We start from the raw sequence: 26,306 nt of genomic DNA on the forward strand, positions 1-26,306 counted from the left end.
CTACTTGCGGACGGTGATGGACCAGGCCGCCTCGCCGGTGCGCTCGAACTCGGTGACGGTGTACCCGTTGTCGGCGGCCCAGGCGGGCAGGGACTGGGTGCCCTGGGTGCAGTCGAAGCCGATGACGAGCTCGTCACCGGGATCGAGATCGGCCATGGCCTCCTCGGCCTCCATGACGGGGAAGGGGCAGACCAGGCCGGTGGTCTCCAGAACAGTGCGCATGATGCCTCCTTGGGGTTGGTGATGGGTCTTAGGCGCCGGCGGTGACGGGCTCGGCGGAATCCGGGGCGGTCTCAGCGCTGGCGGCCTGGCGCGCGGCGGCGCGCTCGGCGGCACGGCGCTGGCGGGGGCGGATGAGCAGCACCCAGGCAGCCGCCCCGACTCCCAGGATCTGGAAGACCAGGGCCACCCAGCCCTGCCAGGACAGCAGGGAGGTCTGGACCAGGGCGTTGCCGATCGAGCAGCCCCCGGCCCAGGCGGCGCCGACGCCCATGAGGAGGCCGCCGCCGATGGAGCGCTGGATGACCTGAGCGCTGGGCACCCGCACCCGGAACTCCCCGGAGGCCTTGGCGGCGATGTAGGAGCCCAGCACGATGCCCAGGATCAGCAGGACGCCCCAGTCGAAGCGGGAGGCGTCCCCGGTGACGATGCCGCCCACCAGGTTGGCCGAGGGGGCGGTGATGCCCAGGCCGTCCTCGCGCCCCGTGGCCCAGGAGGCGGGCCAGGCGATGATGGCGATCGCGCCGACCAGCGCGCCGGTGACAAGCGGGTTCCACTGCCTCTCCAGGAGCAGGTGGGCCAGGCCACGGCGCTGGGCCGGCAGCTGGACGGGGGCGCTGCGGGCGCGGGAGGCCACCACGTGGCGGTGGACGAGCAGGGCGGTCGCTCCCGCCAGGATGATCACTCCCGCCCACTCGGGGATGCCGATGCTGGCGGGGATGGTGGTCAGGCCGGTGGTCCACGCTCCCTTGACCCAGTCGGTGACGGGGGCCAGGATGCCGCCTCGCGCCGCGGCGGCGCTCAGGACGTAGGCCACCAGGGCGAACCAGGAGCCCACCAGGCCCTCGCCGGCGCGGTAGTAGGTGCCGGTCGCGCAGCCCCCGGCCAGGACGATGCCCACTCCGAAGATGAAGGAGCCCACGACGGTGGCCACGACGGAGAACTGGGGGATCTCGGGGGAGATGGCGCCCGCGCCGGTCAGGGCGGCCACGCCGATGGCCTGGACGGCCACGGCCACGAGGAAGGCGGTGAACCAGCGCCCGGAGCGCGAGACCCACAGGTCTCTGAAGGCACCGGTGATGCAGAAGCGGCCGCGCTGGAGGATGAAGCCGAGGGCGGCGCCCACGGCGAGTCCGGTGATGATCATGGTTGTGTGTCCTTGGGTCGGGCCGCGGTCGTGCGGGCGGCCGGTGGACCGGAGGAGCGCGCGCCGTCCCCTGAGCCGGACGCGGGGCGTCCACGGCGGGCTCAGAGGGTGCGCAGGGATATGACGGTTCCTCCGGATGATGTGTGGAGGCCTGGTCGGAGGTGGTCAGCCGGGCACCGCCGTGGTGCGGGCGACCGGAGAGGGCGGTGTGCCTGTCACCCGCCTCAGGGCATCCGGACCAGGCAGCGCATACAACACATGCCGCCGCGCTGAGCGGTGCGGATGGTGCGTGCCTGGTGGGCGCTCATGAGGGTCGCTTCCGAGTCGGTGACAGTGCTGCGACGCGCAGGGCCTGCGCGGCACCGGGACCCTATGCGCATCCGCCCCTCGGGGCAAGTTAGGGCAAGACCGTCTCTTGTGCCGAGACCCTCACCCTGGCCGACGGCGGGCCGTCAGGAGCTGGGCCAGGCAGTCGTCGGAGTGCTCAGGGAAGCAGGTCCCAGAACTGCCTGCGCGCGGGCATCGCATGAATGATCAGTTCATCCCCGCCTTCAAAGATGAGGACGACTGTTTCCAGGAGTCGTGCCTGTGTGTCGAACCCGAGGCGCAACTCCCTGTGCGGCCACTCCTCGTCTTCCAACGGCTCGATCCACTGTGACCAGTAGGCGGCATGGGTCGCGTCCTCCGCATCGATTCCGTGCTTGAGAGCGCTGTGGTGGACTTTCATGCAGCGAAGGCACTCAGCGCTTGGCGGATTGCCTCAGAGCGCGAGATGTGCTGGCGGTCGGCCGCTGCGTCCAGGGCGGCGATCTCCTCGGCTGTCAACCGCACGGCGATCACCTGCATGGGCTGGGCCCCACGTCCTGGGCGCCCTCTCCCACGCTTCTTCAACTCCTCGACGTCATAGCCGGCCTCTGCCTCAGCCACCCATTGCGCGATCTGCTCTTCGGACACCATGCCATTATCGTATAACGAAAATTCATTGATGGCGATCATTCTTGGGGCTGTCCGGCAACTCTCACCCCGCCGGGCGGCGGGCCGTCAGGAGCTGGGCCAGGCCGTCCTCCGGCGGGGGCGGCGTGTCCCCGCCGAAGAGCGGGCACTGGGCCTGGAAGGCGCACCAGTCGCACAGGCGGGAGCGCTGGGGGCGGAAGTCCCCGTATCGGGCGCAGTCCTCCACCTCGTCCCAGATGCGGGAGACCTTGGTCTCCACGGACTCCAGCTCCAGAGTGTGGGGGTCGTGGGTCAGGGTGCGCCCGTCCTTGAGGTAGAGGAGCTGGAGTCGGGCCGGGGGGCGGCCGCGCAGGCGCCAGAGCACCAGGCCGTAGAAGCGCATCTGGAACAGGGCGTCCTGCATGTAGCGCGGGTGGGGGCTGCGGCCGGTCTTGTAGTCCACCACGCGCATGGCGCCGTTGGGGGCGATATCGAGGCGGTCGACGAATCCGCGCAGCAAGAGCCCGTCGGCGGTCTCGGTCTGAACAAAGAGCTCGCGCTCGGCCGGCTCCAGGCGCTCGGGATTCTCCAGGGCGAAGTAGGAGCCGATGAGGGCGCGCGCCTCACCCAACCAGGTCTCCACCTGCTCTGGGGCCTCGAAGAGCTCCATGACCCCGGGGTTCTTCTCCCGGTGGGCCTGCCACTGGCCGGGCAGGAGGCCCAGGGCGGCGTCCTGGGTGCGCTCAGGGGCGGGCAGATCGTAGAGGCGCTCCAGGACGCTGTGGACCACAGTGCCCTTGTGGGTGGCCAGGGAGCCCGGCTCTGGGAGGCGGTCCACGGTGCGCAGGCGGAACATGAGGGGGCACTGCATGAAGTCCTTGGCCCGCGACGGCGAGAGCGCCGCCCTGCGCCCGGAGCCCGGACGAGAGCCGGAGCCAGCCCCCTGAGCGGTCTGCTGCGCCTGTGACGAATCGGGGGAGTCGTGGGGGAGTGCCTCGAGCGAGGGGAGAGGGGCGTCCACGTTGGAGGAGATGGGCGACTGGCTCATGGGCACGACGCTACCGCCGGGCCGAGGCGCAAGGGCGGCGTGGCTCGCCCCGTCCACAGATGGGCGGTGATGCGCGCTGAGGGCTCTGCCTGTGGTGCCCGACGAGCAGGCAGGCCTCGAGGCGCGACGAGACTCACGATAAGACTCCGGTTCAGGACCCTCCGTCTGAGCCCGCCCCTTCCCCCGGTAGTCTCGGGGCCATGTCACCTGCAGCCCCCCGCGCCGGCGAATGGGTGCTGGGCAGAATCGGCGGTGCGCCCGTCGTCGTCGCCCCCACCTCCCTGCTGCTCGGCCTGCTCATCGCGGCCAGCTGGTACCCGCTGGTCTCCAGCGCCCTGAGCGGCCTTGGCCTGACCACGGTCCTGGGCGTCGTCGTCGCCACCGTTGCCGGGGTGGGAGTCTCCATCCTCCTTCACGAGCTCGCCCACGGCCTGACCGGCACACTTCTGGGCCGTCGGCCCAACCGCTACGAGCTCTACCTGTGGGGCGGCCTGACCACCTTCGGCCGCGCCCCGGCCACCTGGACCCCCTGGAAGGACGCCGCCGTCTCCCTGTCGGGGCCCGCCACCAACCTGGCCCTGTGGGCCGCCGGTCGCGCCCTCATCGAATCATCCTCCATCCCGCTGCCCGCCGCCTTCGCCATCTGGGCCCTGAGCTGGGTCAACCTCGCCCTGGCCATCTTCAACGCCCTGCCCGGACTGCCCCTGGACGGCGGGCACGCCCTGTCCGCCGCCATCGCCCAGCTCACCGGCAACCATCGCCTCGGGCTCACGACCGCCGCCTGGGGAGGCCTGGCCGTCGTCGCCGGGATCCTGTGGTGGTGGGTGATCGGGCCCCTCATCCTCGATGGCAGGCAGCCCAACACCTTCAACCTCATCATCGTGGCCATGATCTCCTGGTCCATCGGCTCGACCAGCTGGAGGATCCTGGGCCTGGGAGGCGGCTCGCGCGCCGCCCAGCGCCTCGACCTGCGCCAGCTCGCCCGCCCTCTGGCCATCCTGCCCGCCGAGACCCCCATCAGCCAGGTGCGCGACCTCCTGGCCGGCGACGGCCTGGTCCTGGTGACCGACGCCGACCAGCTCCTGGGCAGCATCGACCGGACCGGACTGCGCGAGGCAGGCCTGGCAGAGGCGCCCGGTCACGCAGGCGCCACCGCCGGGCAGGTCTGCACCGTCCTGCCCGCCGCCGCCATCACCACCGAGCTGACCGGCCCCGCGGCCGCCGAGGCCATGAGCAGGGCACGATCCGTCTCCCGCTGGCTCATCCTCGTGGAGGACGGCCGCGCCACCGGCGCCGTGCCCACCGGCGCGCGCTGAGCCGCGGGCGGGCCCCGACGCTTCTGCCATCGCGCCGTGCAGCGCCCTGCGGGCTGCGCCGACCGGTCGGTAGTACCGTGTTCACCCGAATCAACCGGTCCGCCCGTCCGCACTGAAAGACCTCCATGACCCCCTCGCGCCCCGCGCCCGAGGCCGCGATCACCGTGAGCCTCATCCTCGCCCTGGCTGTCCAGAGCGCCGTGCCGCCCTTCGCCACGGACATGTACTCCCCGGCCTTCCCCCAGGTCGCCAACGAGCTGGGCGCCAGCGCCGCCGCCGTGGGATTCACGCTGACCGCCTTCTTCATCGGCATGGGGGTGGGCCAGGTGCTCGGCGGCACCGCCTCCGACCAGTGGGGACGGCGCCTGCCCATGATCACCGGCGGGCTCGTGTGCACCATCGGCTCCATCATCTGCGCCTTGGCCCCGGGCATCTCCCTCCTCATCGCCGGCCGGCTCCTCCAAGGCCTGGGCGGGGGAGTGGCCTCCGTGGTGGGGCGTGCCGTCCTGGTGGACGTGGCCCACGGTGATCGGCTGGCCCGGATCATGTCCGTGCTCATGGCAGTGGTCGGCCTGGCTCCCATGATCGCGCCCGTCGCCGGCGGGGCAGTCCTGTCGGTGGCCGATTGGCGGGCCATCTTCTGGAGCCTGGCCGGGTTCGGGGTGTTCATGATGGCCATGGCCGCCCTCCTCATCCCCGAGACCCTGCCCCCTGACGAGCGCGCCAGCGGGGGCCTGCGCCGATTCGCCACGGGCTTCGCCGAGCTGGTCGCGCACAGGCGCTTCATGGGCTACCTGCTGACCTCCTCATGCTCCGGCTTCGCCATGTTCGCCTACGTCTCGGCCTCCTCCTTCGTCCTGCAGGAGATGAAGGGCCTGACCCCCATGCAGTACTCCGTGTTCTTCGCCTGCACCGCCGGCTCCAACATGCTCATGGCCATCCTCAACTCCAGGCTCGTGGGCCGCTACCGGCCCCGACGGCTCATCGCGGTGGGACTGAGCATGTCCGCGCTGGGCATCACCGTGGTCACCGTGAGCGTGCTCGCCCTGGGCGTGGCGCTCATCCCGCTGTGCCTGGGATTCGTGGTGACCATGGCGGCGCAGGGATTCGTCTTCGGCAACGCCAGTGCCCTCGCCCTGGGAGAGGTGCGGCATGTGGCCGGGGCGGCCAGCGCCATGCTCGGCGTCGCCCAGGCCATCGCCATGGGCATCTCCGCGCCACTGGCCAGCTCCGGGGGCGGGGACAGCGCCATCCCCATGGTGGTGGTCATGCTCATGGGCATCACCGGGGCGTGGTGCGCCTACACCCTGGCCGGGAGGGCCGGGCACAGCCGCCGCCTGCCCGCCGCCTGAGGCGGACCCGGGTGGTCGAGGCGTCCATGGTGCTCCGCAGTGCTCGCGGTGTCCACGGTGAACACTTTTAACGATCGGCAGCATGCGCCCCGATTGTGAGTACGCAGGTCAGAGCACAGTTACTTGACGATACTTGCGAGCGAGCGCCGGCAAAGCTGTTCACGGTGGACAACTACGGGCGCGCATACACTTCTCCCGATGACCATGACACCAAGCGCCAGCCCTGACGAGATCCACGACAAGTCCGGTGAGTCCAGCGAACCCGGCGACCAGCCCGCGCCGCGCACGCTGAGCCAGGAGATTCTGGGCCAGGCAGGCCGGCGCGGGCCCTTCCGCTATGGTGAGCGCATCCAGGTCACCGACTCCAAGGGCCGCAAGAACACCTTCGTCCTCGATGAGCGCGGCTACTTCCAGTCCGTGCGCGGCTCCTTCCACCACCGAGACGTCGTGGGACTCCAGGAGGGCAGCGTCATCACCACCGAGTCCGGTCACGAGCTGCTGCTCCTGCGCCCCCTGCTGGCCGATTACGTCCTGTCCATGCCCCGCGGCGCCCAGGTGGTCTACGCCAAGGACTCCGGTCAGATCATCGCCCTGGGGGACATCTTCCCGGGGGCCAGAGTCCTGGAGGCGGGCGTGGGCTCGGGAGCCCTGACCATGAACCTGCTCTCCGCCATCGGTGAGTCCGGCCACCTGCTGTCCATTGAGCGCCGGGAGGACTTCGCCCGGATCGCGGCCTCCAATGTGGACTCGTGGTTCGGCGGGCACCACCCCGCCTGGGAGCTGCGCGCCGGGGACTTCGCCGAGGTCGTCGCCGCCCATGTGGAGCCCGCCAGCATCGACCGCGTGGTCCTGGACATGCTGGCCCCCTGGGAGAACATCGAGGCCGCCGCGCGCGCCCTGGCGCCCGGCGGGGTCTTCCTGGCCTATGTCGCCACCGTCACCCAGCTCTCGCGCACTGTGGAGGCCCTGCGCCACTGCGGCCTGTTCACCGAGCCGGAGTCCTGGGAGTCCATGGTGCGGACGTGGAACGTCGACGGTCTGGCGGTGCGCCCCGACCACCGCATGGTGGCCCACACCGGCTTCCTGCTCTCGGCCCGGCGCCTGGCCGCAGGCTCGGCGCCCCTGACCCGCAAGCGCCCGCCCGCCCGGGGGGCCTATGACGAGGGCGGGTACTGGCTGCCCGAGGACGTCAAGGAGCGCACGAGCACCGATAAGAAGGTCCGCCGCGTCCTGCGCGACTGTCGCGCCAAGCAGCCCGAGGACGCCACCCCCGTGCTCCCCGCGGGCGCGGCGCCACGGCAGAGCGAGTCCCATCATGACTGACACCGGCCAGACCAGCCTCCAGGGTGGCCAGGGGGAGCGCGAGCCGCAGCTCCTGGGCCTGCCCGACCGCGACTTCGCCGCCCACCAGCTGCGCGAGGCCCGCGCCGAGGCGGTGAGCCTGGGCGCCAAGAACGAGCGCCTTGTGGCGGCCCTGACCGCGGCGCGCGAGCGCATCGCCGAGCTCGGCTCCCAGCTCGACGCCGCGACCCTCCCCCCGGCCACCCTCGGCCTGCTCATCAGCGCCCCCGCGGGTGCCGGGGCCTCCGGGGACACCGCCGAGCCCTCCCGAGCCGAGCGCCCTCGCGAGGCGGGGGTGAGTCTGGCCGGCCGCCCCATGCGCCTGGGCGTCCACCCCGGCGTGCCCGACGAGGACCTGACGGTGGGGCGACTCGTGGCAGTCAACGACCAGATGCTCATCGTCGGCACCCTCCCGCCTCCTGAGACCGGGGAGGCCGTCACCCTGGAGGAGACCCTGGACGCCACCCGCGTCCTGGCCACCACCGGCTCGGGCTCGGCCCGCATCCTGACCCTGGCCGGGCACCTGGACCCCGCCGACCTCCAGCCGGGCGACACCCTGGCCGCCGACCTGCGGGCCGATGTGGCCACCGCCCTGATCGAGCGCACGAGCGTCGAGCAGCTCGTGGTCTCCGAGACCCCGGACGTCTCCTGGGACGACATCGGCGGGCTGGGGCCCCAGATCGAGGAGATCCGCGACGCCCTGGAGCTGCCCTTCACCCATCCCGGCCTCTACCGCTCCTACGGCCTGCGCGCCCCCAAGGGCCTGCTCCTCTACGGCCCTCCGGGCTGCGGCAAGACTCTCATCGCCAAGGCGGTGGCCACCTCCCTGGCCTCGGGCACCAGCGGGCGCCAGGCCGCCTTCCTCAACATCAAGGGCCCCGAGCTGCTCAGCAAGTTCGTCGGCGAGACCGAGCGCCAGATCCGAGCCATCTTCGACCAGGCCCGCAAGGTCGCTGCCGAGGACCGCCCCGTCGTCGTGTTCTTCGATGAGATGGAGGCCCTGTTCCGCACCCGCGGATCGGGAGTCTCCAGCGATGTGGAGACCATGATCGTCCCCCAGGTCCTGGCGGAGATCGACGGGGTGGAGGACCTGCGCAATGTCGTCATCATCGGGGCCTCCAACCGGGAGGACATGATCGACCCGGCCGTCCTGCGCCCCGGTCGCCTGGATGTGACGATCCGCATCGAGCGCCCCGACGCCGTTGGAGCCCAGGAGATCCTGTCCAAGCACCTGACCGCGGAGCTCCCCCTGGCGCCCGAGGAGCTGGCCGCCCATGGCGGGGACCGCGAGGCCACTGCCGCGGCCATGCGCCGTGCCGCCGTGGCGGCGCTCTATGAGCGCAGCCCCGCCACCGCTGTTCTGGAGGTGGTCTACGCCGACGCCACTCGACACACCCTCCACCTGGGGGATCTGGTCAGCGGGGCCATGCTGGCCGCTGTCGTCGCCCGGGCCAAGACCGCCTCCATCAAGGCCGAGCTGGCCGGGGAGCCGGGGGGCCTGAGCACGGCGCGCGTCCTGGAGGCGGTGGCGCTTCAGGCCCGCCGCAGCGAGGAGATCACCGGGGCGACGACGCCGGAGGGCTGGACCCGGCTGCTGGGCGGCCGAGGCGCGGCCGTGCGCAGCGTGCGCCGCCTGGCCGCCGGTGGAGCCGATCGGCAGGACGCGCCATGAGGGCGGGCCCGATCCGCCGGCCGGTGGGCCTGGAGACCGAGTTCGGCGTCCTGCGCCCCGGTGAGCCGGGGGCCAACGCCGTGGAGATGTCCACGCAGATCGTGGGCGCCTACGCCGACATCTCCCGCCAGGGCCTGACCGACGCCCTTGGGGACCCTGCCCCGCCGGCGCACTGGGACTATGAGGGGGAGGACCCCCTGGCCGACCTTCGCGGTGGGCGCCTGGCCAGGGCCGCGGCCCACCCCAGTCAGCTCACCGACAACCCCTGGCTCCCGGCCCCCTCGCCCGACGCCGACCCCGGCCTGACCGACTCCACAGGAGTCGATCCGGGCGCCCGGATCGCCCCCGGCGGATCGGCGGGGTCGGTCGGGTCGGGGCCCGACCAGGCGCGGCCACCATGGGGGATGCGGCCCCGCCCCAGCGTCGCCGAGGCCGCCCTCCCACGGGCCGCGGGCGCCGTCCTGACCAACGGGGCCCGTCTCTACGTGGATCACGCCCACCCCGAGTACTCCTCGCCCGAGGTCCTCACCCCCCGCGACGCCCTCATCTGGGACCGCGCCGGTGAGGTCATCGCCCGGCGCGCCATGGAGGCCCACGCGAGGGCGGGCGGCCCCGGCGGGGAGATCGTCCTGTACAAGAACAATGTGGACGGCAAGGGCGCGGCCTACGGCTCCCACGAGAACTACCTGCTCCAGCGCGACCTGCCGCTCGAGGACATCGCCCGGGTCCTCACGCCCTTCCTGGTCACCCGGCCGATCATCGCCGGGGCCGGGCGCGTGGGCATCGGCCAGCGCAGCCAGACCCCCGGCTTCCAGATCAGCCAGCGCGCCGACTACGTCGAGTCCCCCATCGGCCTTCAGACCACCTTCAACCGCCCCATCATCAATACCCGCGACGAGCCCCATGCCGATGCCCGGCGATGGCGGCGCCTCCATGTCATCAACGGGGACGCCAACCGCTTCGACGTCCCCATCTACCTCAAGGTCGCCTCCACCAGCCTGGTCCTGTGGTGCCTGGAGCGCCTCCACTCCCGCGGCGAGGGCCTGGGCCCTCTGGCGCGCCTGGAGCTCAGCGGGGACGCCGTCGCCGAGCAGTGGGCGCTGTCACATGACACCTCCCTGCGCCACGAGCTGGCCACCGTGTCAGGTCCTCGCAGCGCCCTGGACATCCAGCGGGCCTTCCTCTATGCCGTGCGCCAGGCCATTGCCGAGGAGCAGGCCCAGGACCACGAGCCGCTCAACGGTGGTGTCACCGCGTCCGGGGAGGTCATGGAGGCCCTCGACCTGTGGCTGGAGACCCTGGATGCCCTGGAGCAGTGGGCGGCCGACGGCACCGGGGCGGCGCCCGCCCTCGTCGAGTGGGTGGCCAAGCTGGAGCTGTGCCAGGGCCTTCGCGCCCGCACGGGCTCGTCCTGGGCCGATCCTCGTCTGGCAGCACTGGACATCCAGTGGGCCGATCTGCGCCCGGGCCGCTCGGTGATCCACGCCCTCGATGCGGCCGGCCGCATCCGCCGCCTCGTCACGCCACAGGAGGTGGAGGCTGCTGCCGACTCACCGCCGTCGGGCACGCGCGCCGCCATTCGAGGGGCCGCCATCGCCCAGCATGCCGCTGTCGTGGGCGCCTCGTGGACCTCGGTGGTCCTGGATCTGCCAGGTCGCCCCGATCTGATGCGCCTGGCCCTGCCTGACAGTGTTGCTGTCACCGCCGATGAGACAGCCGCCATGAACCAGGAGATTGGCCGCGCGACCCGTCCTGGGGGAGACTGAGGCCAACCCGCGTTGCGCAATGGGGACCTGTCCCCGGCTCGGCGCCGGCACAACAACCAGGCAGGCCAGAAAGGACAGGCACATGGCGCAGACAGCGGGACAGGGCTTCGCCCACCCCCAGGATGCCGGCCCGCAGGACACCGGCCCCGGTGCCCTCGGGGGCGCGGGCCAGGCTCAGGTCGCCGGTGTTGACGCGATCCTCGACGAGATCGATGCCGTGATCGAGACCAATGCGGCGGCCTTCGTCCAGGGCTTCGTCCAGAAGGGCGGCCAATGAGCGCGAGCGGCTCACGCCCCACGGCGCGTCGCATCGTGGGCATTGAGACCGAGTACGGCATCACCTGCGCCTCCTCAACCGGGGACGCACCGCCACTGGACGCCGAGCAGGCCGCCCGCGAGCTCTTCGAGCCCCTGCTCCAGCGCCATCGCTCCTCCAACATCTTCACCCGTGGCGGGGGGCGGCTCTACCTGGATGTGGGAGCGCATCCCGAGTACGCCACCGCCGAATGCGACCGCCTGGAGGATCTCATCGCCCAGGATCGGGCCGGAGACCTCATGATGACCGACCTGGCGGAGCGGGCCAATGCTCGCCTGGCCGAGGCCGGCGTGCCCGGGCGCATCCACCTGCTCAAGAACAACCTGGACGCCCAGGGCAACGGCTTCGGCAGCCACGAGAACTACCTGATCAGGCGCTCTGCCGGATTCTTCCAGGACGCCCAGGCCCTGGTGCCCCATCTGGTCACCCGCCAGATCCTGACCGGCGCGGGGCATATCACCGCCGATCCGCGGGGACGAGTGCGCTACTGCTTCTCTCAGCGGGCCGGCCAGATGCAGGACCCGGTCTCAGCGGCCACCACGCGCGCCAGGCCCCTGATCAACACCCGCGACGAGCCTCATGCCGATGCCGAGCACTACCGCAGGCTGCATGTCATCGCCGGGGACTCCACCATGGCCCAGGGCTCGACGCTGCTGAGAGCCGGGGCCATGGACCTGCTGCTGGACTACCTCGAGTCCGGCGGGAGCCTGGATGACCTGGCCCTGGCCGAGCCCATGCGCGCCATCCGCGACACCTGCCTGGACCTGAGCGGCACCGTCACCCTGGAGCGCGCCGATGGGGGGACCATCACCCCCGTGGATCTGCAGGCCGAGCACCTCGAGCGCGTCAGCGAGCATGCCCGACGAGAGCTGGACCTCAGTGACTCTCAGCACTCCGTGCTCGACCTGTGGGATCGGGGCCTGGAGGCCGTGCGCGCGGCCAACCCGGCGCTGGTGGCCACGGAGCTGGACTGGGCTGTCAAGCACCAGCTCCTGGCCCGGTACGCCGCCCGCAGCGGCGTGACTCTCGACGATCCGCGCATGGCCCGCCTGGCACTGGCCTATCACGACATCGGCGCGAATGACGGCCTGCGGCCCCGCCTGGAGCAGGCCGGCCTGCTGCGCCGCTGGGTCGATGAGGAGGCCTGCCGCCAGGCCGTCTCGCAGCCCCCGGCCACCACTCGCGCCCATCTGCGGGGCACGGCGGTGGGCAGGGCCGAGGATCTGCGCCGCGACCTGAGCGTGGACTGGGTCAGTCTTAGGCTTGACGACGGTACCTCCTCTACCATCAGTCTCAAGGATCCCTTCACCACCAGGGACGAGCGCGTCGACGCTCTGCTGGAGGCGATGGAGTCCGGCCCCCGCGGGCTCCCCACCGGGGTCTGACCCGCCCATGACGAGGAGACTCACCCGATGAGCACACCGAGCACCCCCTCTGGGGACGGCGCGCCGCTGACACGCCGTCAGCGGCGCGAGCGCGAGCGCGCTCACGAGGAGTTCCTCAGGCAGACCGGCCAGGTCCCCGTCCAGGCCGCGCCGGAGGCCGGAGCCGCGGGGCCCGGAGCTGCCTCGGCCTCCCAGGCCGGTGGGGCAGCATCGGCCGGTGCTCGGCAGACCCGCCAGGGCGGGCCCGGTGCGGCGGAGTGGGCCATGCCCACACCCAGTGGGGGATTGCGCGCCGTTGGCCCGACCCAGGGCGCGGGCCCGGCCACGAGGGGGACGGGCCCCGCACCCGCCCAGACCGCCACTGGGCGGCCGAAGCCCGGCGGCGCCATGCCGCAGACCTCGGCCAGCCCGGCGGGCACGCGCGCTGGGGCCGGTCGTCGGGTCTCACGCATGCCCGGCATCCCCGACTCCACGCCCCAGGCCCGCTCGGCGCAGGACCCATCGGTGGAGCGTCCCGCGGGTCCAGCCCGGCCTGCCTGGCGGCCCGCCGCGGGTCCGGCGGTGGATCCGACGGCGAGCCCGACACTCGATCCGGCCGCTGCGGCCGGCTCCGCTCGACCCGGACCAGCCCAGACCAGCATCCCCACGCCTGCCGGCGGCATGCGTCGCATGCCCCCAACCCCGGCGGGACCAGCGCCGGCGTGGCCTGCCGCCAGGCCCTCCATGCCGGTACCCGGAGCGCTGGCCCCGGGCGAGGCGGCGGAGCAGCCCACCGTCAGCGTGCCCGCGGTGGGCCAGGAGCCCACCGCGCACCAGGCCTCGCCCAGGGGCGTGCCGCAGGGACTGGCGGGCACGGTCCCCGCTGAGCCGGCGTCGCCAGCCCGCGAGATGACCGAGATACCAGATGCCTCCGATGAGGCGCCCGGCGCCGTCGAGCCGTCGAGCTTCGGTGCCGCGCTGCGAGCGAGTCTTCCCTCCGCCTCGGCACCGTCGCTCAGTGCGCCCGAGGGCCGGGTATCAGACCGGCCCGGCGGCAAGGGCTCGGGGCAGCGCCAGCGCACCCGGCGCAGCGCCGAGGAGCGGGCCGCCCAGGTTGAGCAGGATGCTCGCCAGGACTCCGCCACGGCGGGCGAGCCCGTGGCCGTCACCGGCACGCAGCGCGCCGTGGGCGCCGCCCTGGGACGCCGGCCCAAGGGGCTGCTGGCCGTGGCACTGGCAGGCGTCGTCGTCCTGGTGATCGTGCTGGTCCCACTGGCGGTCAACAACCTGGGACTGCGCGGCGAGGGGGCGCAGGCCAGCGCCCAGGCCGAGTCCACGGTGCTGCCCGGGGACGGTGAGCTGAGCTCCATCATGGAGGTGGCAGGCGATCCGGGCGGCGTTCCCGTGGTCTCCCTCAAGGGCAGGCTCACGGCTACCAGCGAGGTGCGCACCGATCTGCTCACCGAGGGCAGCGGGCGCACGGTGGCCGAGGGCGACCCCGTCCTGCTGTCGGTCTCCACCTTCTCGGGGATCGATGGCCGCAACACCACTGGCACGGATTCCGGCGTCTCCCTGAAGGTGGCCACCCTCAACCCGGAGCTGGGCCAGGAGATCGACGCCGCTGTCAAGGATCAGAAGGAGGGCTCGCGCATCGTGCTGCGCTCCGCGCACGAGGAGAGCTCCACCGCGACCACCGAGATCACCGTCATCGACATCCTGCCCACCACCGCGGTGGGGGAGGAGCGCCCCGCGACCGAGGGCATGCCCCAGGTCAGCTTCGCCAAGGACGGCACGGCCTCCCTGAGCGTCAAGGACCTGCCGGTTCCCGAGCGCGCCACCATCGCCACACTTATCCAGGGCGAGGGCCGCCAGATCGGCCAGAAGGATGTCATCATCGCCCGCCACTCCATTGTCCGCTGGTCCGATGGCAAGGCGATGGGCACGTCCAGTTATGGCACTGCGGTGCTGCCCCGTCCCATCGACATGACCAACACGCTGGCGGGCATCTCCCAGTTGCTTGTCGATGTGCCGGTCGGATCGCGCGTCGTCCTGGCCCTGCCCGCCGAACAGGCGCGGGGCGAGGACGCCGAGGCCGTGGTCATCGATATCCTGGGCATCATCGAGCGCGGCCAGGTGTCCTCCGAAGCGCCTGCCGAGCCGAGCCCTGCAGCCGATGCCTCCGCCGGCGCGCCTGCTCCCGCGACCCCAACACCAGCCGGCGCCACCGGCGCCGCAACCCCCGCCCGCAAGGAGTCCTGAGCCGGCAGGCTCTCAAGCCCCGTCAGACTCATCGAGAAGGAATGAGCATGAGCGTTGCCATCCGCGTCATCCCCTGCCTGGACGTCAAGGACGGGCGAGTGGTCAAGGGGGTCAACTTCCAGGGCCTGCGCGATGCCGGTGACCCGGTGGAGTTGGCATCGCGCTACGACGGCCAGGGGGCGGACGAGATCACCTTCCTGGATGTCTCGGCCTCGGCCGAGGGGCGCTCGACCATGATCGAGGTGGTGGCCCGCACGGCCGAGCAGGTGTTCGTGCCCCTGACCGTGGGCGGTGGGGTGCGCAGCGCTGAGGATGTCGACGCCCTCCTGCGCGCCGGTGCGGACAAGGTCGGCATCAACACCGCCGCCATCACCCGCCCCGAGCTGATCAGCGAGGTCGCCGAGCGCTTCGGCAACCAGGTGCTGGTGCTGTCGGTCGATGCGCGGCGCTGCCCCCAGGGCGTGAGCACGGACTCCGGCTACGAGGTCACCACCCACGGCGGGCGCCGCTCAACCGGCATCGATGCCGTGGCCTGGTCGGTGCGCGCCGCTGAGCTCGGCGTGGGGGAGATCCTCCTGAACTCCATGGATGCCGACGGTGTCACCAAGGGCTTCGACACCGAGATGATCGACGACGTGCGCGCGGCCGTGAGCGTGCCCCTCATCGCCTCGGGGGGCGCGGGCCGTCCGGAGGACTTCGCCATCGCCGCCGATCATGGGGCCGACGCCGTGCTGGCCGCCTCCGTCTTCCACTACGGGACCATGACCGTGGGCCAGGCCAAGGAGGCCCTGCGCCAGGCCGGGCACCCGGTGCGGTAGAGGCTCGCCGCAGGTTTGCGCCCGAATCGCGATCTCGGTACGGTTCACGGCATCAGCATGTGTCGAGGCGCTCCTGCTGATGCGGCTGCAAGCCTTGCCCGGAGCGCTTCCCCCATCACCCATTGAGGAGTGCGGCATGAGTGAGTTCCCCGGCCAGCCCAACCCCTACGACCCCAACAACCAGCAGCAGCCCTACCCCGGTGGAGGCCCCCAGCCCTACCCGGGCCAGCCCGGCCCCGGCGGTTTCGGCGCCCCCTACGGCGGTTTCGGCGCCCCCAACCCCACGGAGAAGAACGCCTTCAACGCCTGGGCGCTGGGCCTGGCGATCTTCGGATTCTGCTGCCTTCCCACGGCGATCGCCGGTGCCGTCATGGGGTACATGGGCAAGCAGGCCGCCGAGCAGGGCCGTGCGACGAACGGCGGCGTGGCGCAGGCCGCCTTCATCATCGGAATCATCTTCACGGTGCTCAGCGTGATCGGCACCATCTACCAGATCTCCACTGGAGCGTTCACGAACCTTGGCAGTTGAGCCGGCGATGCGGCGGCGGGCCCTGGATCTCGATACCTGGGGCCCCCAGACGTGGCGCGGCCGCGCGCTTCTGGCGGCGACCCTCCTTCCCGGAGCGGTGATCATCGGCAGCACACTCGCGGGCACGCCGATCACCGGGGAGTTGGACTTATGCGTGATGCATCAGACCACGGGGCTGTGGTGCCCATTCTGCGGAGGCACTCGTGCCACCACCGCGCTCATCCGCGGTGATCTCAGCACGGCATCGGCCTACAACCCCTTCGCCCTGGCAACTGAGGTTGTGGCCGTCGTGGTCATGCTGCGCTGGATGCTGCGGCGCCTGCGTCATCGAAGCGCCGCATTCCTTTCCACATCCGAGATCACCGGGTATCTCGTTGCCGCCGGACTGTTCTTCGTGATCAGGAACCTGCCCGGAATGTGGCTGCATATGGGCCCGCTGCTGGGACCGCCCGGCTGAACGCTCGCCACCGGGTGCGGGGCGTGGGCCGGTCGCGCACGATGGGCGGCCCACGCGAGTGGTCGCGGTACGTCGAGGTACAAGGGATGACAGGCATGACACCCCCAGGGTCGAGTCTCATGGTCGAGTCACTATCCGCATCTGCCAACCGGGAGTCGCGGCACACGCGATCTCGTGCGTTGCCGTACAGGATCGCGGGGCTTGCCGCGATTCCCGGTGCGGTGCTCATCCTGGGCGGTGTTCTCCTGCCTCAGCGGTTCTCCGCTGTTCCCGACCTGTGCATCCTGCATCGCACAACGGGCCTGTGGTGCCCGCTGTGCGGGGGAACCCGGGCCACGGCCGCCCTGATCCGCGGAGATCTTGAGGCGGCCATGGCCTACAACCCCTTCGCCGTGGCCACCGAGCTTGTCGCGGTGCTCCTCGTGCTGCGCTGGGTCGTCCGCAGGCGAGCCGGCCGCGACGGCGCCCTGATGTCGGGCGCAGAGATGACCGGTTACGCCCTTGCCGCAGTGCTGTTCCTCATCGTGAGGAACCTGCCGGGGATGTGGATCCATCTGGGCCCCCTGCTGGGGCCGCCCGGGTGAGCCGCCCTCGGGCACGACGGCGCGCCTGCGCCCGGCTGCGTTCGTTGGGGTCCATCGGTCACCTCATCCAGTGCTCCCGGACCCATGTGCCCGGGAGCCGATCGGTGGGACACTCCTGTGCATGACATCCTCCGACCGCGTCGACGACTCCGATCGCCCCTACGCCGCCTCGGCCGCTTACGGGGAGGGCCCCGCCCCGGCCCAGCAGGCCGACCCCTCGCCGTGGAGCGGCGCGCCCGGCGGTCAGCCCTCCGGCGGTCCCGCGCCCTACCCGGCCCAGTCCTACCCCGGGGGCTACGCCTATCCGCCTCCCGGGGCCTACCCTCCGGGATATCGGCGTCCCGATGAGATGAACTGGGCCGGGATCGTCTCCCTGATCCTCGCCCTGTGCGGCGTTCAGCCGGTCGGCCTGATCTTCGGGATCATCGCGATGATGGCCGTGCGCGACGGCAAGGCCGACAACAAGGGCATCGCCATGGCCGGCCTCATCATCTCAGCGGTGACGCTCGCGCTGGCCGTCATCGTATTCGTCGCCTACATCGCCTTCGTGGGCGCCGTGGTCTACAACATCTCGGAGACGGCGGACTACTCAAGCACGATGCTCTCGTTGTAAGCGGCGGTGCGAGTCCCACGGAGCCGGGCGGTGCCGCGCTGCGGCTGTGGGACAATTCGAGCCATGACCTCCCCATCCGCGCCACCTGAGCCGCACCCGCACGCGCTGCCGGCGGAGATCGCCTCGCGCCTCAAGCGGGACGGGGCGGGCCTGGTCTGCGCCGTCGTCCAGCAGTACGACACCCGGGAGGTGCTCATGGTCGGCTGGATGGACGACACCGCCCTGGCCCGAACCCTGCGCCAGGGGCGCGTCGTCTTCTGGTCCCGATCCCGAGGCGAGTACTGGCGCAAGGGCGACACCTCCGGGCATGCCCAGTACGTCAAGTCCGTCAGCCTGGACTGCGACGGGGACGCCCTGCTCATCGAGGTCGACCAGGTGGGCGCCGCCTGCCACACCGGTCAGCGCACCTGCTTCCTCCAGGGAGGGGACCTGGGCGCGGTCGTCGGCAGCCGCCCACAGGCCTCGCCCGGGGCAGGGGCGCACGAATGACAGATTTGCCTGCCGGGGCGTTGAGGACCACGATTGTGCCTGATGACGCCACGGCGCATCTGTTGTGGCAGGCCTGTTAGGAGGAGGCGCAGGATGGCCGCAGCCCAGGAGCCCGAGCGGTTCGCGCGGATCGCCGCCGACGCGCGGGCTGCTGCCGAGTCGCGGGCCCGGCGCGTTCCCATGCGGCGCCTCAAGGAGATGGCCCGCCGAGCACCGGGGGCCAGGGACGCGCGCACCGCGCTGTGCGCGCCCGATCGCGCCGTCAGCGTCATCGCCGAGGTCAAGCGCTCCGCCGCGACCTTCGCCGATCTCAGCGGCGCGGGCGCCCCGGGAATGCTCGCCCGCTTCTATGCCGCCGGCGGGGCGGCATGCGTCTCCGTGGTCACCGACCCTCATCGCTGCGACGGCTCCTTGGAGGACCTGGATGCCGTCCGCGAGGCTATCGACGTGCCGGTCCTCGCCCATGATCTCGTCGTCACCCCGTACCAGGTCCATGAGGCCCGCGCCCACGGCGCCGATCTGCTCATGCTCGACGCGCGCCTGGAGCCCCTCATCCTCGAGGGGCTCATCGAGCGCGTGCACTCCCTGGGCATGAGCGCCGTCGTTCAGGTGCGCACCCGGCGCGAGGCCCTGACCGCCATCGAGACCGGCGGGCGCATGATCGCCGTCGACACTCGCGACCCGCAGACCCGCCAAGTGGATCGAAGTCGCTTCGACCAGGTCGCCGAGGTCCTGCCCGCAGGCATCACGCGGATTGTCGCCGGGGGAGTGCTCGGGCCCCACGACGTCATGGACCTGGCTCGCAGCGGCGCCGACGTCGTCCTGGCCGGCGAGGCGATCCTCCGCTCCACAGACCCCCAGCAGTTCGTCGCCGAGCTCGTCGCCGCCGGCGCGCATCCCTCCCTTCTCCACGTCGCCAATCGAGAGGCCCGCTGAGTGCTCGTCACACTGCCGACCACACTGCCGACCGCGCTGCCGACCGCGCTGCCGCCCGCATCCCTGCCCAGCCCCTCGACGGGCGTGTGGTACCTGGGCCCCGTCCCGATCCGCGCTTACGCGCTGTGCATCCTCACCGGGGTGTTCGTCGCCGTGTGGTGGGCGGGTCGCCGCTATGAGCGCAGGGGCGGGAACAAGGAGATCATCCAGGACGTGGCGATCATCGCCGTGCCCGCAGGCATCGTGGGGGCGCGGATCTACCACGTCCTGTCCTCGCCCGACGCCTACTTCGGACCCCAGGGGGATCCCGCCCTCATCCCTCAGATCTGGAACGGTGGCCTGGGCATCTGGGGCGGGATCGCCGCAGGCGTGGGGGCGGCCGCCTGGTACATCCGTCGCCGGGGCCTGAGATTCGCGCCCCTGGCCGACGCCGTCGCCCCCGCGCTCCTGGTGGCCCAGGCCATCGGGCGCCTGGGCAACTGGTTCAACCAGGAGCTCTTCGGCGGGCCGACCACTCTGCCCTGGGGCCTGGAGATCGACGCCCAGCACATCCCCGCCGGCTACGCTCCCGGCACCCTGTTCCATCCCACCTTCCTCTACGAGGCGCTGTGGAACCTCGCCGGAGCCGCCTTCCTGGTGTGGCTGGGGCGACGCCTCCTGGCCAACGGGGGAGTCACCGGGGGGCGCCTGCTGTGGGCCTACCTCATGGTCTACACAGCCGGCCGGGTCTGGATCGAGTACCTGCGCGTCGACGAGGCCCAGATCGTGGCGGGGCTGCGCCTGAACGTGTGGACCTCCGTCATCGTCTTCACCGCGGGCCTGATCGGTTTCATCATCTCCTCCCGTCGCGCCCTCAGTGACGCCGTGCACCGCGACTCCGATCACAGTGCCGCGCCTTCGCGAGAATCGCAAGGAGAGGATGCTGAAATAGCGCCGAAACCCAGTGCTGAGAGCCTCGCCCAGAACGAGACACGGTAGTCCCGCACCTGGGCGACCGGCTCCGATGCGAGACCACCGCGACTTCCCACTTCGAGGACGGTCCGCATGCACTCTCCGGCAGCCCAGCCCTCCCATGGCGCGATCCCCCCACGGCAGGGCCTCTACGATCCCTCCAACGAGCACGACGCCTGCGGAATGGGATTCGTCGCTCGCCTCGACGGCAAGCCCGCGCACTCGGTCATCACTGACGCGCTGCACGTCCTGGAGCGCCTTGACCACCGGGGCGCGGTCGGCGCGGAGGAGAACTCCGGTGACGGGGCGGGCATCCTCATGGGCGTGCCCGACGCCTTCCTGCGGGCGCAGATCGCCGCGCTGCCCCCGGAGGGCTCCTACGCCGTCGGACTGGTCTTCCTGCCCGGGGCCCATGACGGCCCTCAGGCGCGCTCCACCGCGGTGGCGGCCGTGGAGCGCCTGGCCCGGGACGAGGGCCTGCGGGTCGTGGCCTGGCGCGACCTGCCGATCGACGACTCCATGATCGGCCCCACCGCCCGCGGCTGCATGCCCACCTTCCGGCACCTGGTCGTCACCGACCGCGGCGGGCGGGCCCACGGCCTGGCGCTGGAGCGCATGGCCTACCGCCTGCGCAGGCGCGCACAGCACGAGGCCGGGGTCTACATGGCCTCCCTGTCCACGCGCACCCTGGTCTACAAGGGCATGCTCACCACCGGGCAGCTCGCGGGCTTCTTCCCCGACCTGTCCGACGAGCGCCTGGCCACCCGTGTGGCGCTGGTGCACTCTCGCTTCTCGACCAACACCTTCCCCTCCTGGCCCCTGGCCCAGCCCTTCAGGATGATCGCCCACAACGGCGAGATCAACACGGTGCGCGGCAACCGCAACTGGATCGCCGCCCGCGAGGGGGCCATGGAGTGCCCCGCCCTGGGGGACCTGGCCCCGCTCACGCCGGTGTGCACCCCGGGATCCTCGGACTCCGCCTCCTTCGATGAGGTCTTCGAGCTGCTCACCCTGGCAGGCCGCTCCATGCCCCACGCCATGGCCATGCTCATCCCCGAGGCCTGGGACAAGCACGCCACCATGGACCCGGCGCTGCGCTCCTTCTACGAGTACTGCTCGACCATCATGGAGCCCTGGGACGGCCCGGCCGCCATGGTCTTCACCGACGGGTCCCAGGTCGGCGCGGTCATGGACCGCAACGGACTGCGACCGGGACGGTGGACCGAGACCAAGGACGGCACCATCGTGCTGGCCTCGGAGACCGGCGTCCTGCCCATCGAGGAGTCCAATATCCGCGCCCGCGGCCGCCTTGAGCCGGGCACCATGTTCCTCGTGGACCTGGACAGCGGCCGGATCGTCCCCGACGTCGATGTCAAGACCGCCCTGGCCCACGGCGCCCCCTACCAGCAGTGGCTCGACGAGCACCTGGTGCGACTGGAGGACCTCCCCGCGCGGGAGCACGTCGGGCACTCCGCCTCCTCCGTCCTGCGCCGCCAGCAGACCTTCGGGTACACCCACGAGGACCTGAGCATGCTGCTGGCCCCCATGGCCCGCACCGGCGCCGAGGCCATCGGCTCCATGGGGACCGACACCCCCATCGCGGTCCTGTCCGCCCGTCCGCGGCTCCTGTTCGACTACTTCAGCCAGCTCTTCGCCCAGGTCACCAACCCGCCCCTGGACTCCTACCGCGAGGAGCTGGTCACCTCCCTGGCCGCGGCAATCGGCCCGGAGCCCAACCTGCTCGCGGACCTCCCCGAGCACGCGCACAAGCTCGCCATCCCCTTCCCGGTGCTCAGCTCCGACCAGCTCGCCCAGATCACCCACATCGGGCGCGCACGGGCGGGCAAGGGCCTGCGGGCCACCAAGATCTCCGGGCTGTTCCGAGTCAGCGGCGGGCAGGCCTCCCTGCGCGAGCGCCTGTCCGAGCTGTGCGAGCAGGTCGACCAGGCGATCGAGGAGGGCACCTCCTTCATCGTCCTGTCCGATCGCGAGTCCACCGCGGAGATGGCTCCCATCCCCTCACTGCTGCTGACCAGCGCCATCCACCACCACCTGCTGCGCCGCCGCACCCGCACCAAGGTGGGGATCGTCGTCGAGGCCGGTGACGTGCGCGAGGTCCACCACGTGGCCCTGCTCATCGGCTACGGCGCCGGCGCGGTCAACCCCTACCTGGCCATGGAATCGGCCGAGGAGATGGCCCGCACCGGGCAGATCGACGTCGATCCGCAGCGAGCGGTCGACAACGTGGTCCGGGCCCTGGGCCAGGGAGTCCTCAAGGTCATGTCCAAGATGGGGATCTCCACGGTCGCCTCCTACCGGGGCGCCCAGGTCTTCCAGGCGGTCGGGCTCAGCCAGGGCCTCGTCGACGAGTTCTTCACCGGCACCTCCTCACCGCTGGGAGGAGTGGGGCTGGACGTCATCGCCGAGGAGGTCCTGCGGCGCCACCGCCTCGCCTACCCGCCCTCGGGCATCGCCCCCGCCCACCGGACCCTGGACACCGGCGGCGACTACCAGTGGCGCAGGGAGGGCGAGGAGCACCTGTTCAACCCCGCCACCATCGCCAGGCTCCAGCACGCCACGCGCACCGAGCAGCGCGAGGTCTTCCGCCGGTACACCGATGAGATCAACGACGCCTCGACGCGCCTGATGACCCTGCGCGGACTCATGCGCCTGCGCACCGAGGACGTCGAGCCCGTCGCGCTGGAGGAGGTCGAGCCGGTGGACTCCATCGTCACCCGCTTCGCCACCGGCGCCATGAGCTACGGATCCATCAGCAAGGAGGCCCACGAGACCCTGGCCATCGCCATGAACCGGCTCGGCGGCAAGTCGAACACCGGCGAGGGAGGGGAGATGCCCGAGCGCCTCCGGGACCCGCAGCGGTGCTCCAAGATCAAGCAGGTCGCCTCGGGGCGATTCGGGGTCACCGCCGAGTACCTCAGCTTCGCCGAGGACATCCAGATCAAGATGGCCCAGGGGGCCAAGCCCGGTGAGGGCGGACAGCTCCCGGCGCACAAGGTCTACCCGTGGGTGGCGCAGGCCAGGCGCTCAACCCCCGGCGTCGGGCTCGTCTCCCCGCCGCCGCACCACGACATCTACTCCATCGAGGACCTCGCCCAGCTCATCAGCGATCTGAAGAACGCCAACGAGCGGGCCCGCATCCACGTCAAGCTGGTCTCCGAGATCGGTGTGGGGACCGTGGCGGCCGGCGTGGCCAAGGCCAAGGCCGACGTCGTCCTCATCTCAGGATTCGACGGCGGAACCGGGGCGGCGCCCCTGACCAGCATCAAGCACGCCGGGGCCCCGTGGGAGATCGGCCTGGCCGAGGCGCAGCAGACCCTCGTGCTCAACGACCTGCGCGACCGGATCGTCGTGCAGTGCGACGGTCAGCTCAAGACCGGCCGCGACGTCGTCATCGCAGCCCTGCTGGGGGCCGAGGAGTTCGGCTTCGCCACGACCGCCCTGGTCGTCTCGGGCTGCATCATGATGCGCAAGTGCCACCTGGACACCTGCCCCGTGGGGGTGGCCACGCAGAACCCGGTGCTGCGAGAGCGCTTCGACGCGCGCCCCGAGTTCCTCATCACCTTCTTCACCTACATCGCCGAGGAGGTGCGCGAGCTGCTGGCCAGCCTCGGCCTGCGCAGCATCGAGGAGGCCGTGGGCCGCACCGATCTGCTCGACACCGCCAGGGCGATCGAGCACTGGAAGGCCTCGGGGCTCGACCTGACCGACACCCTGACCATGGCCCAGCCCCAGCCCGGATCGGCGCTCCACCAGGTGCGCGCCCAGGACCACGGGCTCGACGCCGTCCTGGACCGCACCCTGATCAAGCAGGCCGCCCCGGCGCTGCGCCAGGGCGCGCATGTGACCCTCACCCACCCGGTGAGCAACACCGACCGCTCCGTGGGCACCATGCTCGGCCACGAGATCGCCGCTCTCCACGGCGACCACGGGCTCGACCCGCACACCATCGAGATCAAGCTGACCGGATCGGCCGGGCAGTCCCTGGGGGCCTTCATGCCCCAGGGGGTGAGCATCCACCTGACCGGCGACGCCAACGACTACGTGGGCAAGTCCCTGTGCGGCGGGCGCATCAGCGTGGCACCCGGACCCGAGGCCGGATTCGTCGCCGAGGACAACGTCATCGCCGGCAACGTCATCGGCTACGGCGCCACGGCCGGCGAGCTGTTCATCCGCGGGCGGGTCGGCGAGCGCTTCGGGGTGCGCAACTCCGGCGCCACCCTGGTGGCCGAGGGGGCCGGGGACCACGCCCTGGAGTACATGACCGGGGGGACCGTGGTCATCCTGGGCGCCACGGGGCGCAACGTCGCCGCGGGGATGTCGGGGGGAACCGCCTACCTCCTGGACCTGGACCCGGCCCTGGTCAACACCGAGGCCCTCGCCTCGGGGGCCATTGAGCTGGGACCGCCCGAGCCCGCCGATCTCGACGTGCTTCAGACCATCATGCGCACGCATGCCGAGCTCACCGGATCCGCGGTCGCCTCCCGGCTGCTGGCCGATGGCGAGCTGGCCTCCCGCTTCACCCGCGTCCTGCCGCGCCACTACGCGGCCGTCAGGCGCATCCTCGCCCAGGCCCAGTCCCAGGGCATGACCCCGTCCGACCCCGCCGTATGGCAGAGCATCCTGGAGGTGTCCCGTGGCTGACCCCCGAGGCTTCCTGACCGTGACCGAGCGCCAGATCCCGGCGAACCGACCCGTGGACGTGCGCATCCTGGACTTCAAGGAGGTGGAGGACCGCTCCACCCAGGACGAGGCGATGCTGCGCCGGCAGGCCTCACGGTGCATGAACTGCGGCATCCCCTTCTGCCACTCCGGCTGCCCACTGGGCAACCTCATCCCCGAGTGGAACGATCTGACCTGGAGGGACGACCTCGACGGCGCGCTCGAGCGGCTCCACGCCACCAACAACTTCCCCGAGCTGACCGGACGGCTGTGCCCCGCCCCGTGCGAGTACGCCTGCACACTCGGCATCAACCAGCCCGCGGTGACGATCAAGAGCATCGAGCACTCCCTGGCCGACGCCGGGTTCGACCGCGATCTCATCACCCCTCAGATCCCGGCCTTCCTGACCGGGCGCACCGTCGCCGTCATCGGCTCAGGACCGGCCGGGCTGGCCGCGGCGCAGCAGCTGACCCGGGCGGGCCACACCGTGGCCGTCTTCGAGCGCGACGACCTGCCCGGCGGACTGCTGCGCTACGGCATCCCCGAGTTCAAGCTGGAGAAATCCGTTCTGGACCGGCGCCTGACGCAGATGGAGGCCGAGGGGACCCGCTTCCACACCGGGGTCGACGTGGGCCGCGACATCACCGGCGAGGAGCTGCGCGAATCCTATGAGGCCGTGGTCATCGCGGTGGGCACGCCCCTGCGCCGCGACCTCAACGTGCCGGGACGCGACCTGGAGGGCACCCACCAGGCGCTGGACTACCTGACCGCCGCCACCCGGGAGGTCCACGGACACGGCCCCGCTCCCATCAGCGCCCACGGCAAGGACGTCGTCATCATCGGGGGCGGGGACACCGGCGCCGACTGCCTGGGGACGGCCATTCGCCAGGGCGCGCGCTCGGTGACCTCCATCGAGATCATGCCCGCCCCGCCGCAGCAGCGCCCGGCCGACCAGCCCTGGCCCACCTATCCGCGCCTGTTCAAGGTCGCCAGCGCCCACGAGGAGGGCGGTGAGCGCCTGTGGGCCACTTCCACGGTCGAGATGCTCGACGACGGGCACGGCCGGGTCGGAGGGCTGCGCCTCACCGAGGTCCGCCTGGAGGCCGGGCGCCCGACGCCGGTCGCGGGCACCGAGCGCGTCATCGACGCCCAGATGGTCCTGCTGGCCATGGGCTTCACCGGCGTGGCCGGGGCCGGCCTGGTCGAGCAGTTCGGCGTGAGCATCGATCCGCGCGGGCGGATCGAGCGCGACCAGGACTGGGCCTCCTCGGTTCCCGGGGTGTTCATCGCCGGTGACGCGGGACGCGGGCAGAGCCTCATCGTGTGGGCGATCGCCGAGGGGCGGTCCGTGGCCGCCAGCGTGGACCGCTACCTGCGCGGCTCGACCGAGCTGCCCAGCCCCATCACCCCCGACCAGGTTCAGTTCCAGCCCTGAGAGCCGCGATCGGCGCCGACGGGAGGACCACGTCACGCCGCCGCTGCGGGCGGGGCGCGTGAGGGGGACAACCACGGTGAC

23 protein-coding genes are annotated in these 26,306 nt (G+C 71.6%); 18 read left to right on the forward strand and 5 right to left on the reverse strand.

Annotated elements, in window-relative coordinates:
• The 5 genes from EL266_RS08705 to EL266_RS08725 all read right to left on the reverse strand — a co-directional run bounded on the left by EL266_RS08705 (position 1) and on the right by EL266_RS08725 (position 3,347).
• Positions 1-222, reverse strand: coding sequence for a sulfurtransferase TusA family protein (locus tag EL266_RS08705; RefSeq protein WP_026427757.1), 222 nt, complete (start codon positions 220-222; stop codon positions 1-3).
• A 28-nt stretch (positions 223-250) separates the two neighbouring features.
• The gene (locus EL266_RS08710; protein WP_051281373.1) at positions 251-1,366 is read right to left on the reverse strand and encodes a YeeE/YedE family protein; all 1,116 of its coding nucleotides are present in this window, start codon (positions 1,364-1,366) and stop codon (positions 251-253) included.
• A 484-nt stretch (positions 1,367-1,850) separates the two neighbouring features.
• Positions 1,851-2,093: a hypothetical protein gene (locus tag EL266_RS08715; RefSeq protein ID WP_026427758.1), complete on the reverse strand. Its 243-nt coding sequence runs from the start codon at positions 2,091-2,093 to the stop codon at positions 1,851-1,853.
• Positions 2,090-2,362, reverse strand: a complete 273-nt coding sequence (locus EL266_RS08720; protein WP_232011999.1) for a ribbon-helix-helix domain-containing protein — start codon at positions 2,360-2,362, stop codon at positions 2,090-2,092. Before EL266_RS08720 ends, EL266_RS08715 begins: the two co-directional genes overlap by 4 nt.
• 22 nt (positions 2,363-2,384) lie before the next feature.
• On the reverse strand, positions 2,385-3,347 hold the full coding sequence (locus tag EL266_RS08725; protein WP_084501036.1) for a RecB family exonuclease: 963 nt from the start codon (positions 3,345-3,347) through the stop codon (positions 2,385-2,387).
• Between the two features lie 200 nt (positions 3,348-3,547).
• Between EL266_RS08725 and EL266_RS08730 the strand changes: the two genes are divergently transcribed.
• The 18 genes from EL266_RS08730 to EL266_RS08815 all read left to right on the forward strand — a co-directional run bounded on the left by EL266_RS08730 (position 3,548) and on the right by EL266_RS08815 (position 26,225).
• Positions 3,548-4,663, forward strand: coding sequence for a site-2 protease family protein (locus tag EL266_RS08730; protein ID WP_034515382.1), 1,116 nt, complete (start codon positions 3,548-3,550; stop codon positions 4,661-4,663).
• Between the two features lie 125 nt (positions 4,664-4,788).
• Positions 4,789-6,015, forward strand: coding sequence for a multidrug effflux MFS transporter (locus EL266_RS08735; RefSeq protein ID WP_026427762.1), 1,227 nt, complete (start codon positions 4,789-4,791; stop codon positions 6,013-6,015).
• Between the two features lie 198 nt (positions 6,016-6,213).
• The gene (locus EL266_RS08740; RefSeq protein ID WP_084501038.1) at positions 6,214-7,338 is read left to right on the forward strand and encodes a tRNA (adenine-N1)-methyltransferase; all 1,125 of its coding nucleotides are present in this window, start codon (positions 6,214-6,216) and stop codon (positions 7,336-7,338) included.
• Positions 7,331-9,028, forward strand: a complete 1,698-nt coding sequence (gene arc / locus EL266_RS08745) for a proteasome ATPase (RefSeq protein ID WP_051281374.1) — start codon at positions 7,331-7,333, stop codon at positions 9,026-9,028. The genes EL266_RS08740 and arc overlap by 8 nt, the downstream gene beginning before the upstream one ends.
• A complete protein-coding gene (locus EL266_RS08750; RefSeq protein WP_026427763.1) occupies positions 9,025-10,794 on the forward strand; it encodes a proteasome accessory factor PafA2 family protein in 1,770 nt (589 codons plus the stop codon). The genes arc and EL266_RS08750 overlap by 4 nt, the downstream gene beginning before the upstream one ends.
• 82 nt (positions 10,795-10,876) lie before the next feature.
• Positions 10,877-11,071, forward strand: a complete 195-nt coding sequence (locus EL266_RS08755) for a ubiquitin-like protein Pup (RefSeq protein WP_026427764.1) — start codon at positions 10,877-10,879, stop codon at positions 11,069-11,071.
• On the forward strand, positions 11,068-12,495 hold the full coding sequence (gene pafA, locus EL266_RS08760) for a Pup--protein ligase (RefSeq protein ID WP_026427765.1): 1,428 nt from the start codon (positions 11,068-11,070) through the stop codon (positions 12,493-12,495). The genes EL266_RS08755 and pafA overlap by 4 nt, the downstream gene beginning before the upstream one ends.
• A 27-nt stretch (positions 12,496-12,522) precedes the next feature.
• Positions 12,523-14,733 (forward strand): hypothetical protein, encoded by a 2,211-nt coding sequence (locus tag EL266_RS08765; protein WP_126412277.1) that lies wholly within the window; start codon positions 12,523-12,525, stop codon positions 14,731-14,733.
• Positions 14,734-14,780: 47 nt separating this feature from the next.
• Complete coding sequence (gene hisF / locus EL266_RS08770) at positions 14,781-15,551, forward strand: imidazole glycerol phosphate synthase subunit HisF (protein WP_026427766.1); 771 nt, start codon at positions 14,781-14,783, stop codon at positions 15,549-15,551.
• A gap of 136 nt (positions 15,552-15,687) precedes the next feature.
• The gene (locus EL266_RS08775; RefSeq protein ID WP_026427767.1) at positions 15,688-16,080 is read left to right on the forward strand and encodes a DUF4190 domain-containing protein; all 393 of its coding nucleotides are present in this window, start codon (positions 15,688-15,690) and stop codon (positions 16,078-16,080) included.
• Positions 16,070-16,537 (forward strand): DUF2752 domain-containing protein, encoded by a 468-nt coding sequence (locus EL266_RS08780; protein WP_232012000.1) that lies wholly within the window; start codon positions 16,070-16,072, stop codon positions 16,535-16,537. The genes EL266_RS08775 and EL266_RS08780 overlap by 11 nt, the downstream gene beginning before the upstream one ends.
• A gap of 179 nt (positions 16,538-16,716) precedes the next feature.
• Positions 16,717-17,121, forward strand: a complete 405-nt coding sequence (locus EL266_RS08785; RefSeq protein ID WP_026427769.1) for a DUF2752 domain-containing protein — start codon at positions 16,717-16,719, stop codon at positions 17,119-17,121.
• A 121-nt stretch (positions 17,122-17,242) separates the two neighbouring features.
• Positions 17,243-17,734 (forward strand): DUF4190 domain-containing protein, encoded by a 492-nt coding sequence (locus EL266_RS08790; RefSeq protein WP_051281376.1) that lies wholly within the window; start codon positions 17,243-17,245, stop codon positions 17,732-17,734.
• A 63-nt stretch (positions 17,735-17,797) separates the two neighbouring features.
• A complete protein-coding gene (gene hisI, locus EL266_RS08795) occupies positions 17,798-18,223 on the forward strand; it encodes a phosphoribosyl-AMP cyclohydrolase (RefSeq protein WP_051281377.1) in 426 nt (141 codons plus the stop codon).
• Between the two features lie 93 nt (positions 18,224-18,316).
• Positions 18,317-19,159, forward strand: coding sequence for an indole-3-glycerol phosphate synthase TrpC (locus EL266_RS08800; protein ID WP_051281378.1), 843 nt, complete (start codon positions 18,317-18,319; stop codon positions 19,157-19,159).
• On the forward strand, positions 19,160-20,137 hold the full coding sequence (gene lgt, locus EL266_RS08805) for a prolipoprotein diacylglyceryl transferase (protein WP_232012001.1): 978 nt from the start codon (positions 19,160-19,162) through the stop codon (positions 20,135-20,137).
• A 66-nt stretch (positions 20,138-20,203) separates the two neighbouring features.
• Positions 20,204-24,772, forward strand: a complete 4,569-nt coding sequence (gene gltB / locus EL266_RS08810) for a glutamate synthase large subunit (protein ID WP_026427772.1) — start codon at positions 20,204-20,206, stop codon at positions 24,770-24,772.
• Positions 24,765-26,225 carry a glutamate synthase subunit beta gene (locus EL266_RS08815; protein WP_026427773.1) on the forward strand — a complete coding sequence of 487 codons (1,461 nt, stop codon included), beginning with the start codon at positions 24,765-24,767 and terminating at the stop codon, positions 26,223-26,225. The genes gltB and EL266_RS08815 overlap by 8 nt, the downstream gene beginning before the upstream one ends.
• Positions 26,226-26,306 lie beyond the last annotated feature (81 nt).

This window comes from Actinomyces slackii, from assembly GCF_900637295.1.
GTDB lineage: Bacteria > Actinomycetota > Actinomycetes > Actinomycetales > Actinomycetaceae > Actinomyces > Actinomyces slackii.